Annotated in this window: 11 protein-coding genes; 8 read left to right on the forward strand and 3 right to left on the reverse strand. The window is 37.0% G+C overall.

The window, feature by feature from the left end:
- Both LG276_RS07335 and LG276_RS07340 read left to right on the forward strand, forming a co-directional pair.
- Positions 1 to 693, forward strand: coding sequence for a small-conductance mechanosensitive channel (locus LG276_RS07335; protein ID WP_281202774.1), 693 nt, complete (start codon positions 1 to 3; stop codon positions 691 to 693).
- A 20-nt stretch (positions 694 to 713) separates the two neighbouring features.
- A complete protein-coding gene (locus LG276_RS07340) occupies positions 714 to 2,135 on the forward strand; it encodes an amidohydrolase (RefSeq protein WP_251163068.1) in 1,422 nt (473 codons plus the stop codon).
- Between the two features lie 89 nt (positions 2,136 to 2,224).
- Here LG276_RS07340 and LG276_RS07345 read toward each other — a convergent pair whose 3' ends face one another.
- Positions 2,225 to 4,102 (reverse strand): prenyltransferase/squalene oxidase repeat-containing protein, encoded by a 1,878-nt coding sequence (locus LG276_RS07345; RefSeq protein ID WP_251163067.1) that lies wholly within the window; start codon positions 4,100 to 4,102, stop codon positions 2,225 to 2,227.
- A gap of 99 nt (positions 4,103 to 4,201) precedes the next feature.
- Here LG276_RS07345 and LG276_RS07350 point away from each other — a divergent pair, with 99 nt between their 5' ends.
- The 4 genes from LG276_RS07350 to LG276_RS07365 all read left to right on the forward strand — a co-directional run bounded on the left by LG276_RS07350 (position 4,202) and on the right by LG276_RS07365 (position 9,265).
- Positions 4,202 to 5,347 (forward strand): DUF2515 family protein, encoded by a 1,146-nt coding sequence (locus tag LG276_RS07350; RefSeq protein WP_251163066.1) that lies wholly within the window; start codon positions 4,202 to 4,204, stop codon positions 5,345 to 5,347.
- Between the two features lie 292 nt (positions 5,348 to 5,639).
- Positions 5,640 to 6,830, forward strand: a complete 1,191-nt coding sequence (locus tag LG276_RS07355; protein WP_224935670.1) for a hypothetical protein — start codon at positions 5,640 to 5,642, stop codon at positions 6,828 to 6,830.
- A 31-nt stretch (positions 6,831 to 6,861) separates the two neighbouring features.
- Positions 6,862 to 8,088, forward strand: coding sequence for a Zn-dependent hydrolase (locus tag LG276_RS07360; RefSeq protein WP_373370952.1), 1,227 nt, complete (start codon positions 6,862 to 6,864; stop codon positions 8,086 to 8,088).
- 1 nt (position 8,089) lies between these two features.
- Complete coding sequence (locus LG276_RS07365; RefSeq protein ID WP_251163064.1) at positions 8,090 to 9,265, forward strand: amidohydrolase; 1,176 nt, start codon at positions 8,090 to 8,092, stop codon at positions 9,263 to 9,265.
- A gap of 83 nt (positions 9,266 to 9,348) precedes the next feature.
- Here the strand turns inward: LG276_RS07365 and LG276_RS07370 are convergent, their stop codons facing one another.
- Together LG276_RS07370 and putP are read right to left on the reverse strand one after the other, a co-directional pair.
- On the reverse strand, positions 9,349 to 10,629 hold the full coding sequence (locus LG276_RS07370; RefSeq protein ID WP_251163063.1) for a CdaR family transcriptional regulator: 1,281 nt from the start codon (positions 10,627 to 10,629) through the stop codon (positions 9,349 to 9,351).
- A gap of 138 nt (positions 10,630 to 10,767) precedes the next feature.
- A complete protein-coding gene (gene putP / locus LG276_RS07375; RefSeq protein WP_251163062.1) occupies positions 10,768 to 12,234 on the reverse strand; it encodes a sodium/proline symporter PutP in 1,467 nt (488 codons plus the stop codon).
- Between the two features lie 393 nt (positions 12,235 to 12,627).
- Between putP and LG276_RS07380 the strand changes: the two genes are divergently transcribed.
- Both LG276_RS07380 and LG276_RS07385 read left to right on the forward strand, forming a co-directional pair.
- Positions 12,628 to 13,776 (forward strand): ABC transporter substrate-binding protein, encoded by a 1,149-nt coding sequence (locus LG276_RS07380; protein WP_251163061.1) that lies wholly within the window; start codon positions 12,628 to 12,630, stop codon positions 13,774 to 13,776.
- Positions 13,777 to 13,806: 30 nt separating this feature from the next.
- Positions 13,807 to 14,682, forward strand: coding sequence for a branched-chain amino acid ABC transporter permease (locus tag LG276_RS07385; protein ID WP_095370023.1), 876 nt, complete (start codon positions 13,807 to 13,809; stop codon positions 14,680 to 14,682).

Here is a 14,682-nt window from a genome sequence, read left to right on the forward strand (position 1 = left end):
ATGGCGGTTTCCGAAAGTAATATAGTGGCTAAAAAAAATGAGGTTATTCATTCATATGAGATGAATATGTTTCATCAAAAATCACATTTTTGGGGTCGTATGACGGTTGGATTAGTAATATTATTGACAATCTCACTTCCCTTATATCTTTCCTTTGTATTAGGTATTCATCCAGGTTGGCAACCCATTATTACAGGGTTGATAGCTTATGCTGCCGCCATCGGGTATGCCTGGTTTATGGAGCCAATATCATATTATCCAACTTTAGGGATATCTGGTACCTATCAAGCCTTTTTAACAGGAAATATTGCTAATATGTGCTTGCCGTCTGCTGCGGCAGCTCAAAATGCTGTTGGTGCTGAACCTGGAACGAAAAAAGGTGAAATTGTTGCGGCTCTTGCAATAGGAGCAACATCACTAATGAATATGGCCATACTAATTTTCATTATTGTTTCAGGATCTTATCTCGTATCAATTATTCCGGAATCGATTCAAGGAACATTTATATATATTGTTCCTGCTATTTTTGGAGGTATATTTGCGCAATTTGCCCTTAAGAAGCCGTTATACGGAGGTATTGCATTATCAGTAGGATTATTTGTAAATCTAATACCTATTCCCACTTTTTTTAAAGGAATTATCTGTATCATCTTAACTATCATCATTTGTATATCATTAGAGAAAAGAAAGTAATTAAAAGGGAGGAATTTAAAATGATCAAAGAAGAACTTGTAGATTGGATAAATAAGAAAGAAGCCTTTTTTTCAGATATGGCAAAAGATATATGGAATCATCCGCAAGTTGCTTATGAGGAAGAATACGCATCGGATTTACAAAAACAAGTATTACAAGAGGCTGGGTTTGATATTCAAGAAAACGTAGGAGGAGCACAAACAGCATTCGTTGCCGAATATGGAAGTGGGAAGCCTGTTATTGGAATATTAGGAGAATTCGATGCCTTACCAGGACTTTCGCAAGCGGTATCTACAAACAGGGAAGAAATTATTAGTGGTGGACCTGGACATGGATGTGGCCATAATTTGTTAGGAACGGCTGGTGTGGAAGCTGTTATCGCGATGAGCGAAGCAATGAAAACGAGTAAAATAAATGGAACAATTCGTTATTATGGATGTCCTGCAGAAGAAGTTCTTTCTGGGAAAACATTTATGGCAAGAGAAGGAGCGTTTAATGATTTAGACTGTGCATTAACTTGGCATCCAGGTGTAGCGAATTTTGTTGTCAATATGTCCATGCAAGCAATGGTTTCGGTAGAATATCAATTTAAGGGAATAACTGCTCATGCTGCTGGAGCTCCTCATGCAGGGAGAAGTGCATTAGATGCAGTGGAATTAATGAATGTTGGAGCAAATTATATGAGAGAGCATGTATTAGACGGCTCAAGGATACATTATGTCATTACTAATGGCGGCCTGGCACCTAATATCGTACCTGATCAAGCAAGTGTGTGGTATTATTTGCGTGCGACTACGAAAGAACAAGTAGATAGTATGTTCAACCGATTAGAGAAAATTGCACAAGGTGCAGCACTAATGACTGAAACAAAAGTTGAGCATCAAGTAAAGGCATATGCGTATAATGTCTTGCCTAATGACACACTTAATAAGGTAATGTTAAAAAATATGGAAGGTGTGTCGTTTTCATTTAATCAAGATGAATTAAAATTTGCAGAAAAGCTGGTAGAAACAGTTGATAACGATGTTGTTGAAATGTCCAAGAAGCAGTTCGGTATTGAACTAGAAAGTCTATTACCAACGGGTAAAAATCATTTCAAACATTTGAAAGGGCAATGTATAGGTGGATCAACAGATGTTGGTGATGTAAGCTGGATTACACCTGTAGGTCAAATCATGACAACTTGTGCACCAGTTGGTGTTCAACCCCATTCTTGGCAGGCTACAGCTTCTTATGGGTCATCCATTGGACTGAAGGGGATGCATTTAGCAGCAAAATCAATGGCATTAACTTTATTTGATTTATTGACGGATACAAATTTAATCGATGTGGCAAGAGAAGAGTTTGTTAAAGAGACTGCTGGAAAGAAATATGAAGCAGCAATTCCTAATGATTTACGACCACCATCGTTAAATAGCATGAAAGAATCAGTTCGTATGTAGCAAGGAAGTTGATAGGATAGGAATGATCGAGAGATAAGCCTTAACAATATTCATTAGAAAATTGCTAAGGCTTTTTAATTTTGATTTCCTCATTCCTCTCCATATTTCTCACGATAGTGTGATAAGGCTAAAAGAGGGAAAATGTAACGGTAACTGTGATAATGAAAATAAATAGCACCAGCGAGGCCTTGCCCTGCAGGGTAGTCTTCGCGCCAATCGTCATTGTCCAAAGATGTGAGGAGGTATTTTATGCCTCTTTTAATTGTCTCATCTGGCTTCTGACTTACCGAAATTAATGCATCTATGGCCCATGCAGTATGTGTGAGCGTACTATCACCTAATGGGACATATTTTTTTTGTTTATCACTTAAAGCGGATTCCCCATAACCTCCATCAGCATTTTGAATGGATCGGAGCCAGCTCGTAGCCTTCTTGATCATTTCACTTTTATTATCATATGCAATTGCTGATAATCCCGTAAGAGCTGCCCAAGTCCCGTATATATAGCAAATGCCCCATCGGCCATACCATGAACCGTTCTTTTCTTGGTGTGTTTTAAGCCATTCAATACTTTTGTCGAAATGAGAATGTTGGTGTGGCATTTGTGTGTAATTGCCTAAAAACTCCATGGCTCTTCCTGTTAAATCGGCACTGCTTGGATCGGTGAGAATAAATTCACTATCTTGGATTGGTACTAAAGCTAGTAACTTATTATTGGTATTCTTTTCAAAAGCTGGCCAACCGCCATCATCATTTTGCATGGAAACGAGCCAATTCACGCCTACATTCCAAGCCTCTTTTATGTTACCATCGATTTTTGCAGGGTTTGTAATTGCACGAAGAGTGGCCGAGGTATCATCAGTATCTGGCTGAAAAGTGTTGATGTTAGAAAACCCCCAAGCTCCAGGTTTAGTCTTGGGATTATGAATGATCCAATCTCCAAATTTATATTGTTGTCTACTAAGTAAATAATTAGTTGCTTTCTTTATCATTGGATCATTTGGTGTTAATCCAGCTTTTTGTAAAGAATAACTGAGCAAGCTTGTATTCCATACAGAAGCAGTAGTGAATTGGATATGTGTATGACCCTTTACTTGTGTTTTGAATCCATATAATCCTTTTACCGCATTCTCGATTAACGGATCATCTTTTTTATGTCCTAATGAAAGTAATGCAAACACCATTAAAAATGTCGAGCTAATATAGCCAAATAAGGTCCCGTCTGGTTCTAGGTGATTCATCATATATTGTTTTGCACGGCTCATACTCAGTTGGTGTAATTCTTGTGGTAGGCCTATCATTTTCTTAATACTTGATTTGATTGTTTTGTGTATGGTTCGCCATTCGGAGGAACGGGACCAACTAAAATTTGCTTCCTCTCTTGAAGTGAACAGATCTGATAAATCTGGACTGCCAGCTGTTCGAAAACGAAACTTCTTTTCTGCGATAACCATAATGGGAACTATATTTGCTCTGCCGTATACGGAGATGCTATAGAAATTGATTGGCATGACAGGCTGGATAAGCATTAGTTCAATTGGTAGGGGAAAGAACTTTGGCCATTCATACTGCCCTGTGATGGTAAGAATCAGCTTGGTTAGGAAATGGGTTTCCTCTATACCTCCTTGTTGTAGAATGAATCGTTTCGCTTTTTTCATTCGATCATCTTTTTTATTGATATAACCTGAATACAACAATGCATGATATGCCTCGACAGTTAAGGAAAGACTGCCTCCTCTTTCATCGTAATAATGTTTCCATGCTCCGTTTCCCTCTTGTTTACTTAGTATCCTTTTAACCAATTGTTTTATCATCTCTTCATCATCAATTTCCAAACTTCTTAATAAAATAATCATATACGTATCAGTGGATATACTAGATTCAAAAGGATATTCCCAAGTACCCGAAGCTGTTTGGTCAGCTCTTAAAGTAGAAATTAAATGATTGATTCCATTTGAGACCTTCATGATATTCACCCTTTTCGTTACTTTTCCTCACAATGTAAGCAATATTAATACATGAGTATTCATTGGACAAAATTATCATTCATAATGGTGGTGTTTTCCATGTTTTTAATTTATAAATGGCGAAGAAAAAGCTTAAAATCTTCTATTACTAGGAGAAAGCTAAAAAAAGAATTAGTGACCTTATTAAAGAAAAACAAGCAGAATTCAATAATTGAACTTGATCTTGACGAACAACAGATTCTAGAAAAAATAATCCAACAAACAACAGCTTGTAATCTCAATAATGTGACAAGAACGAATGCTTATCTCGCGTTTTATTTGAAATACCCCCAAGTGCATTGGGCTTTGCTAGCCCATTTTGTCTCCAGAAATGCAGGATGGAATATGACAGATTTAAAGGGGGATTTATTATCAAAGATATTAAGTGAGGCAGAACAGAATGCGTTCTTTCAATTTATGGAACGAGCCAATTGGTTGATTTTTCAAGATGCATATCCACAGTTATTGCTATACGAGGAAAGTGTCAGACAAAGTAAGCCGTTATTTCATTTGCTCTCTCATTTAGGAGTCTCTTCATTTATGCAAGCTGTATGGTCCATTTTTTGGAAGAAAAAGCAATCACAGATACTTACGCATGCGCTTATTATTAATGAACAAAACTATATCGAAAAAAGGGTTGTACAAAACCCAATTTTTAAAGAAGAAGTGACTTCAACACTTGAGTTCAAATTACAAGATGTTTTTGCTTTTAACTATATTCTTTTTCCGTATCAGACACATGGGATATCACAGTTAAAAGGTTTAGTTGTTCATTTATTTACAAAGTTGAATCAGAGAATAGAATTAGGGTTTAAATTGTACACACTTCTATACGAAAACCCTTCTCAACTACGAAGCTTTGTGAAGTGGGCGAACCAACATCCCCATACAGGGTCAAGGAGTGATTACTGGAGGAATGTCTATTGCGTCGTTCAGGAGGGAATACCGACAAAAACCTATAAGCCAAGAATTGCAGATGGTCATTTAAAAAGCGGTGAGAAAAAGTTATTTAGTCCTGTACTTGTTCATGTATGGAAAGATACTAGTCATAAGAAGCCGGGGGTAGAAGATTGGTTTAAGAATGAGGGCATAGTAAAAATGCTATTTAAAGAAATGAATGTAAAAGATCATAACGTGAAACTGGCGTATATGAAATCCTTAGAAAGATTGGAGCTAGCAGTTGCTGCGAAAAGTTTATTATCGTAATGCAAAGACATACCTTTTTAATTCAGGGGGTATGTCTTTTTTTTTGGAACAACACTTTTAATTCTTACTATGCGTAATAGGTGACAGTTATCGTTTACCTTTACTTCATGTTAAGAGAAGTGATGAACTAGCTAACAATTATATGCTATTTAAGTGAATTTATAGAAATAAAAGCGCTTTCAAATAAAAAGATTATTAAAAATAATAATAAAAGACAAAATGTTCTTTTAATTTAAAAAGGAGCGTGATACTATTGTAAAATATCAAAATCGAATTTAAAGGAGTGGCATGTATGTCTCAGCTAATGGCTTTTGTAATTGTAATTGGAATTTTATTTATTGGGGATGTGGTAGCTACCAGAACAAAGGCATGGGTGCCATCCATGTTTATATGTGCTTCGTTATTTCTCCTTGGATATTGGACGTTCTTCCCTACGGATATTGTTGAAGTCGCTGGTATCCCATCGTCTGTAGCAACATTATTAATGTATTTGCTCATTACCAATATGGGTACATTGCTTTCTTTACGGGAATTAAAGCAGCAATGGAAAACGGTAGTGATTGCTCTTTCTGGAATCTTGGGCATTATTGTCATTTTATTTACTGTTGGTGTACTACTATTTGATTTTCAAACAATGGTAGTGGCTATTCCACCACTTGTTGGTGGTGTGGTATCGGCATTATTGATGTCAGACGCAGCTGCCGAAGCGGGACTTGTATCTTTATCCGTATTTGCCATTGTCATTTACGTTATGCAAGGTTTTGCTGGTTATCCACTGACATCCTTTGTCTTGAAAAAGGAAGGGAAAAAGCTTCTTCAGCAAGTACGTAAAGGTGAATTGAAAATAAAGGATTCTGTTGAGGAGACAGCAGCCACAACTGAAGAAGTAGAATTAAAGTTGTTTAAATGGCTACCTGAGAAGTACAATACAGACTTTTTTAAGTTTTTCCGTCTAGGTATTGTTGCTTTCTTTGCGTATCTTGTGTCAACTGTATTAGCCCCGGTTGTTTCAATTAGTCCGTTTGTCCTCTGTTTATTATTTGGTGTGATTGCTACAAGTTTTGGATTTTTAGAGAAGCAGTCGTTACAAAAAGCAAATGGATTTGGTTTCGCAATTATGGCACTGATGTTATTTATCTTTGATGGACTAAAGCAAGCAACACCAAGTATGATGCTAGAAATAATTTATCCTTTAATTGCGACAATCGTCATTGGTGTAATCGGTATGTACATTTTCTCAATGATCGTCGGTAAAATGCTTAAGGTGAGTAAAGAGATGGCCTTTGCTGTATCTTTAACGGCATTATATGGATTTCCGGCGGATTACATTATTACCAATGAAGTAATTAAATCGTTAACAGATGATGAAGAGGAAAGAAATATCCTCACAAGTCATATGTTGCCACCAATGTTAGTGGGCGGGTTTATAACCGTCACGATCGTATCGGTTATTTTAGCAGGTCTATTTGTGCAATTCTTATAAATTCGCAATCGAAATGAAGGAGTGATGAATGTTGAGTAATGTATTAACTCGAATTGATCAACATATAAAAACACTTGGTCAGTATACAAGTACGCCTGGAAACGGTACAACGAGACTAACTTATTCAAATGAAGATTTACAAGCAAGAAACTATTTGAAGGAAGTCATGAGAGACTACGGATTAACTGTATCGGAAGATGGTGTAGGGAACATTTTTGGTAAATTGGCTGGAGAGGTGAATGGGCCAAGCGTTTTAATCGGCTCTCATTTTGATTCTGTTCCACATGGTGGTGATTATGATGGCCCTGCTGGGGTGATAGCTGGATTGGAAGTGGCAAAGCTATTCCAAGAGAATGGCATTAAACCTAAGTATCCATTGGAAGTTGTGGCACTAGTAGAAGAAGAAGGGTCAAGGTTTGGTGGCGGGTTAATGGGCTCTAGAAGTATAACTGGTAAGCTTACAGACCAGACATTTAGAGAGTTGGCGGATTCACAAGGAGTTTCTACAGTTGAAGCGATGAAGAGTATTGGTTTGAACCCAGACCTCGTAAAGAAGCGTGACAGAGATACGATGAAGGCGTACTTAGAACTGCATATTGAACAAGGACCGATTTTAGAAAATGAGAAGACCTCAATTGGTATCGTAGAAGGCATTGTGGGTTTATCACAATTGGAGATAACAATTAAGGGAAAGGCAGGTCATGCAGGAACAACACCAATGGATGGTCGTGCAGATGCGCTTGTAATGGCAGCACATATGATTGCTAAGCTGCCAAAGATTGCTGAATCTTACGGAGAAGGGACTGTCGTTACAGTTGGTAAACTATCAGTCTATCCGAATGGAGCAAATGTTATCCCTGGTTCGGTTACATTTACGATTGATTTACGGTCAACAGAAGAAGCTAAATTGAAAACTCTACTAGAGGAAACACAAACTTTTATTCGTCAGTTACAAAGTGAGAAAATATCCATCTCTATTGCAGAACAATTATATATGTCACCAACAATATTAGATGATGAGATGAAGAAGCAATTAGAAAAGGGCTGCGAGAAATATAAAATATCTCATCAATCGATTTTCAGTGGGGCTGGACATGATGCCATGGTATTTGCTGAACAAACGAAGGCGGCTATGATTTTTATCCCAAGCAAAGATGGATTAAGCCACTGCCCTGAAGAATGGTCAGACCATCAAGATATTGAAAAAGCAGTTTATGTTTTATTTGAAGCAGCAAAACATCTCACGGAGGTGAACTAGCATGAACAATTATATTAAAGAGGCAATACTTGCGAGAGCGAATGAAGTGATTCAATTAAGAAGAAAGCTTCATAGTGAGCCAGAATTATCATGGGAAGAAATAAAGACAACAGAGTTTATTGCTAACTACTTGGAAGATTTACAAGTTCCTTATCGGAGAATGAAACCGACTGGTATAGTTGCTGAAATTACTGGCAGTAAGCCTGGAAAAAAAGTAGCTTTAAGAGCGGATATTGATGCCTTGCCTGTAGAAGAGCTAAATACAGAATTATCATACGCATCACAAGTAGAAGGGAAAATGCATGCTTGTGGCCATGATGCACATACAGCCATGCTATTAGTAGCAGCGGATGTTCTAAATAGTATGAAGGAAGAATTAAGTGGAAGTGTTCGTCTTATTTTTCAACCAGCTGAAGAAGCAGCCAGAGGTGCATTAGCAATGGTCGAGCAAGGAGCAATGACAGAGGTTGATCATGTGTTTGGTATTCATATTTGGTCCCAAATGGACACAAATAAAATTGCTTGTACCGCGGGACCTCAATTTGCATCTGCTGATATTTTTCATGTAGCTTTTCAAGGCCAAGGGGGACATGGTGCAATTCCACATGATTGTATAGATGCAACAGTGATGGCTTCTTCCTTTGTGATGAATCTGCAGTCGATTGTTTCAAGAACAATTGATCCACAGCAAGGAGCAGTTGTAACGGTAGGAAAGCTTGAGTCTGGAACTAGATTTAATGTCATTGCCGAAAATGCTAAACTTGAGGGAACCGTTCGTTGTTTTGAACCTGCAGTCAGAGATCACATAGAGGAGCAATTAACTCACTATGCAAATCATGTTGCTGGTCTATACGGTGGCAAAGCAGTGGTTGAGTATACGAGAGGGACCCAAGCAGTAATTAATCATGAGGAGAGTGCTGCGTTAGTCCAAGAGGTTGCAGTCGACTGTTTTGGCCCTGATGTCCTATTTGATGAAAAACCAACAATGGGCGGAGAAGATTTCAGTTTTTATCTGGATTACGCACCAGGCAGCTTTGCGCTTGTAGGAAGTGGAAATAAGGAAAAGGATACCGAATGGGCACATCACCATGGTAGGTTTAATATAGATGAAGATGCTTTAGTAACGGGTGCAGAGCTATATGCACAATTTGCCTGGACTTACTTATTAAAAGCTTAATAAGCTAGCTTCTGTAATCATAAGTAAATCTTAAATGACAATAAAGAAACCAATCATTCATTGATTGGTTTCTTCTTTTCCATTCATAAAGGATTATGATTGTTAAATCCTGAGTTTTGATGGTTGGCTATAATTGATTGTTTGCGCCTCAGTAATTGTAGATCTATAAATAATTGGCATCTTGTATTAAAGTCATCAAAATTAATCGTAGTTAATTGATGTATTTTCTTTAATCGGTACTTTAGCGTATTTTCATGAATGAACAATTCTTCTGCTGTAGGCTTGAGACGACAGTTATTGAGAAGGTAAGCTTCTAATGTATCAATATAATTCGTATGATTATTTTGATCCTTCGTCAATAAAATAACTAAATCTTCATTACTATAATTGGTTTGTTTATTATGTTGTTCAATGATAGCTAAATAGCGTAATGTTTTTAGTTTTCGATAATTGATTGGAAGAGACTGTTCCTTATTAAAAAACATAGCGGTTTGTAAAACCTCAAGAGCCTCTGTATAGCTTTGCCTTAATTTATAGATAGAAGAATACTTATTTCCAATCCCAACGACCAACGATGTATCTGCATATTGCAATCGTATTGACTGCACGAGGTGTTCTGCATTCTCTTCCAAAGAAACATCTTGTTGATCATGACTAGCAAGCAAAACGATCATTTCTAAGTGATAGAAGAAAATATAGGCAGACTGAGTCATATTATTGACAGATAATCTTACCGTATTAATGATTTCTTCAAAGTTTTTATCATCGCCTTCTTCCACTTTAAATACAGCAACAATAAAAGCTTTAGGTAATGTAACCTTTGCGGAAGCAGCCTCTACCTTTAATTGATGTTTCGTTTGGAATGAGTCTTCGATGACTTTTTCATAAAAGTAATGATCTTCTTCAACCTTACCATCTTTAGCGAGTTTGTCACGATTAAGCAAGAATGCGATATGAGAAGAAGCGGCATCCAGGAACGCTAACTCTTTTTCTTTTAACTTAGGTGCTGTTTCTTGTATCCATATATAACCGTAAATGTCATTTTGATAAATAGCGGAAACAACAACCCGTTTATTCAGTGAAATATCTTTCATTGCTTTTATACGAAAAGGTTTCTTATGCCTAGTTAATTGGTCAACGATCCCTTCATCTGTAAATCTTTCAAAGATTGAAATGGGCCATTGTTTATTAAAGATGGTTTGCTTATTCACTTCATCATAATCCTCGGTAAAATAAGAACTATAGGCAATTAATGAAAACTGTGCGTCTTCAATAACAACAGGTTTTTTTAGTTGGATACTAATCATTTCAGCTATTTCTTCTATATTGGTAGAGGATTCTATTCTATCTAATTGTAAATCCATACTTTTATCCTCCTTACGAAATGGACATTCAAGTCGCATACCCCATATTATATTAAAAAAGACCTATGAAAGCCAATAGTATAAAAAGAGCAAAAAAAGACCTAGGCAACTTGCCTAGGTCGTTTCATTCTCTAGTAATTAAGATTTAATCACTCGTTGATATTCTTCGAAGTCTTCTTCCACTTTTTTAGGTGGTTTGCTAGTTAAAAGGCTAACCACAATTATAGCTAATAAGCTGATAAGGAATCCTGGAATTATTTCGTAAAGGGTATCAGATAAACCGGCTGCTGACCAAATGATGACTGTCGCAGTTCCGAAAATCATACCAGCTAGTGCACCCCAACTTGTCATACGCTTCCAGTATAAGCTAAGTAATACTAAAGGTCCAAATGCAGAACCAAATCCAGCCCATGCATAACCGACAAGATCGAGTATGGTGGAGTTTTTCTCCCATGATAATGCTAATGCAATGATAGAAATGATGAGTACGGATAATCTACCAATGAATACAAGTTCTTTATCAGTAGCAGATTTACGTAAGAATGAATTATAGATATCTTCTGTTAAGGAACTAGATGTAACTAGTAATTGTGAAGATACAGTACTCATAATCGCGGCTAAAATTGCTGCAATAATTACACCGGTAATGAGAGGGTGAAATAGAATTTCACCTAATAGTATAAATACTGTTTCAGGATCATCTATCGTATATTGAGTATTGTTAAAATACCCAATACCTACAAAACCGATAAACATAGCACCGATAATTGAAAATACCATCCATATCATACCAATCCATGTTGCTTTCTTAACTTGCTTCACAGATTTAATAGCCATAAAACGTACAATGATATGAGGTTGACCAAAATAACCAAGCCCCCATGCTAGTAAAGAAATAATACCGAGCGTAGAAGTGCCACGGAAAATATCCAGTAGTGCAGGATCAATTTCGCGAGCCGTATCAACCGCGACCCCTATCCCACCGATCTCGCTTAGAGCAACAATGGGAACAAATACAAGAGCAGTAACCATAATGAGCCCCTGTACCATATCGGTTAAACTAACAGCAAGGAATCCTCCAAATAAAGTATAAGCAATTGTTACCCCTGCAATAATTAAGAGTCCAGTATGGTAATTAAGGCCGAAGATACTTTCGAATAAGACGCCACCAGAAACCATCCCAGATGATACATAAAATGTAAAGAATACTAAAATAACAACACCAGAAACCATTCGCAATATTTTGGCTTTTTCGCCAAAACGATTTTCTAAATAACCTGGAATAGTAATAGAGTCATTCGCAATTTCAGTGTACACACGTAATCGTGGTGCGACATAAATCCAGTTTAATAAGGCCCCCACTGTTAATCCTACAGCAATCCAACCCGAACTTAATCCTGTGGCAAACATAGCACCAGGAAGACCCATTACAAGCCAGCCACTCATATCTGAGGCTCCAGCACTAAGTGCAGTTGTTAATGGTCCTAAATCTCGTCCACCTAGCATATAATCATTTAAATTAGATGTTCTTTTATAGGAGTAATAACCTATATAAAGCATACCTAGCATATAAATTGATATAGAAATTATAATTCCTGTTTCCATTCTTTTTCTCCTTCCACATTCCAATACAATTTTTTCTAGTTTAATAATTAACATTCCAAAAAAAGAGGGATTTTATTTATATAGAAAAGACAATAAAAAAAAGACGTTCAAATAGGGAGTCTCTCTCAAAATTTTTTTAGAAAGTCAATTATAGTAACTACCCAAATGCTCACCTTATTAATCATATATTTTTATATGAGCTATATCAATATATTTTCAACACAATGATATGGTCATTCTTTTGTCCCATATAGACAAAAGAAGATAATATTTAGTATATTAATGAATTTATGTACTGAATTTTTAAAATATTTTATTTACAATGTAATATATTTATATTTTAATAGTAATATAGTTTTGAAAAATGAATCAATTTCTCGGGGGGCAAGGAAAATGAGAGGTTTAATGAAAAAAATGGTAGGACTTACAGCGCTTTCAAGTGTGCTTTTTTTAACCGCATGTGGAGGCGGTGGTAATGAAGAATCAAGTGGTGCTGAAGGAGGAAAGGTTTCAGCAGACGTTGGAGTGGTCTCCTTCTTAACTGGCTCAGGTGCTGCATACGGTGAAGCTATACAAGGTGGGTTAAAGTTAGCTCAGGAAGAAATAAATGCAAAAGGTGATGTGAAAATCAATCTAATCTTTGAAGATTCAGCAGGTAAGCAAGACCAAGCCTTAACTGCTGCTCAAAAATTAATTAACTCAGATAATGTAACAGCAATTATTGGTCCGACACTTAGTACAGAAATGAATGTCGTCGGACCAGAAGCAGACTTAAGTGGTGTGCCGATTATCGGAACGTCTACAACTGCTGAGGGAATCCCTCAGATTGGCGATTATGTTTTCCGTAATTCTATTCCTGAAGCGTTGGCTATTCCTGCATCAATGCAACAAGCAATAGACAAATATGATGTAAAAAAAGTGGCTATTCTTTATGGGAATGATGATGTGTTTACAAAGTCTGGTTATGACACGATGAAGAAAACAGCTGAAGAAATGGGACTTGAAGTCTTAACGACAGAAACGTTCCAAAAAGGTCAATCGGATTATAATGCCCAATTAACGAAGATTAAAAATTTGAATCCCGATTTAATTCTTGCTTCAGCACTTTATAACGAAGGTGCAGTCATTATGGACCAAGCACGGAAAATGGGAATCGATGTCCCGTTTGTTGGTGGTAACGGATTCAATTCTCCGGAAGTTATCAATATTGCCGGTGAGTCTTCAAATGGGTTGATAGTAGCAACACCATGGTATAGCGAAAAAGAAGATGAAAAGGTACAGGAATTTGTTACGAAATTTGAAGAGGAACATGGTCATGTTCCAGATCAATTCGCTGCTCAAGCCTATGACGCATTATACATTCTAGCAGATGCCCTTAAAAATGCCGGAAGTTCAGATCGTGATGCTGTAAGAGATGCATTAGCAAAAACAAAGGATTTTGAAGGAATTCTCGGCAATTTTTCTTTTGACGAAGAGGGCGATGTATTAATGGACCCTACGGTGTTAGTTATTGAAGGAGAAAAATTCGTTGAATTTAAGTAAGAAGAAAAATGTGTTAGAAGGTGAGACACCGTGTTAATAGAACAATTAATTAATGGACTAACATTGGGCAGCATTTATGCAATTGTTGCCCTTGGATTTACTTTAGTATTTGGCGTTTTAGGTATTATCAATATGGCACATGGCGAGATCTTTATGTTTGGAGCATTTATTGGAGTAATGATTACATCGACATTAAATGCGCCTTTATGGGTTGCTTTTCTAGGTGCAATCATTATTACGGCTATTATGGGTTACTTATTGGAGAGGTTTGCTTTAAGACCGTTAAGGCATAAACAAGGTGTATCACATCTAGCCCCACTAATAAGTACAATAGGTGTTTCCATTCTTTTAGAGAACTTATCACACCATCTTTTTGGTGCAGGGAATCATCCATTTAGGACAAGCTTTGCTGAAATCAGTTTTCAAATCGGATCAATTACCGTTTATTTAGTACAAATCGTTATTTTCGTCATTTCTATCGTGTTAATGCTGGTATTAACATTTTGGTTAGGTAAAACAAGAGCTGGAAAAGCATTAAGAGCAACGGCAGAAAATCTAGAAACGGCGAGTCTCTTAGGTGTGGATACGAAAAAAACCATTTTGATGACAGTAATCATTGCTTCAGCCATGGGGGGAATAGCTGGTATATTGGTCGGTATGGCTTTTAACTCAGTAACGCCGCAGATGGGTCTATCAATGGGCTTAAAAGGTTTAGCGATTATCATTCTTGGCGGAATGGGCAGTGTGAGAGGAGCCATGTTCGGTGGCCTCATTTTAGGATTAGCGGAAACCTTCATCGTTGTATACGGAGATTCGGGCTATCGAGATGCTATTGCATTCTTAGCTATTATTATTATTCTTCTCATTCGGCCTCAAGGGTTGTTTGGCCAGAAAATTTCAACGTAA

The organism is Cytobacillus kochii (genome assembly GCF_044790165.1).
Classification (GTDB): Bacteria; Bacillota; Bacilli; order Bacillales; family Cytobacillaceae; genus Cytobacillus; species Cytobacillus kochii.

Excerpts from the sequence above, each read along its gene's own strand:
- LG276_RS07345 (WP_251163067.1), bottom strand. The coding sequence starts at position 4,102 with ATGAAGGTCTCAAATGGAATCAATCATTTAATTTCTACTTTAAGAGCT.
- LG276_RS07355 (WP_224935670.1), top strand. The coding sequence starts at position 5,640 with ATGTCTCAGCTAATGGCTTTTGTAATTGTAATTGGAATTTTATTTATT.
- LG276_RS07365 (WP_251163064.1), top strand. The coding sequence starts at position 8,090 with ATGAACAATTATATTAAAGAGGCAATACTTGCGAGAGCGAATGAAGTG.
- LG276_RS07340 (WP_251163068.1), top strand. The coding sequence starts at position 714 with ATGATCAAAGAAGAACTTGTAGATTGGATAAATAAGAAAGAAGCCTTT.
- putP (WP_251163062.1), bottom strand. The coding sequence starts at position 12,234 with ATGGAAACAGGAATTATAATTTCTATATCAATTTATATGCTAGGTATG.
- LG276_RS07335 (WP_281202774.1), top strand. The coding sequence starts at position 1 with ATGGCGGTTTCCGAAAGTAATATAGTGGCTAAAAAAAATGAGGTTATT.
- LG276_RS07370 (WP_251163063.1), bottom strand. The coding sequence starts at position 10,629 with ATGGATTTACAATTAGATAGAATAGAATCCTCTACCAATATAGAAGAA.
- LG276_RS07350 (WP_251163066.1), top strand. The coding sequence starts at position 4,202 with ATGTTTTTAATTTATAAATGGCGAAGAAAAAGCTTAAAATCTTCTATT.
- LG276_RS07380 (WP_251163061.1), top strand. The coding sequence starts at position 12,628 with ATGAGAGGTTTAATGAAAAAAATGGTAGGACTTACAGCGCTTTCAAGT.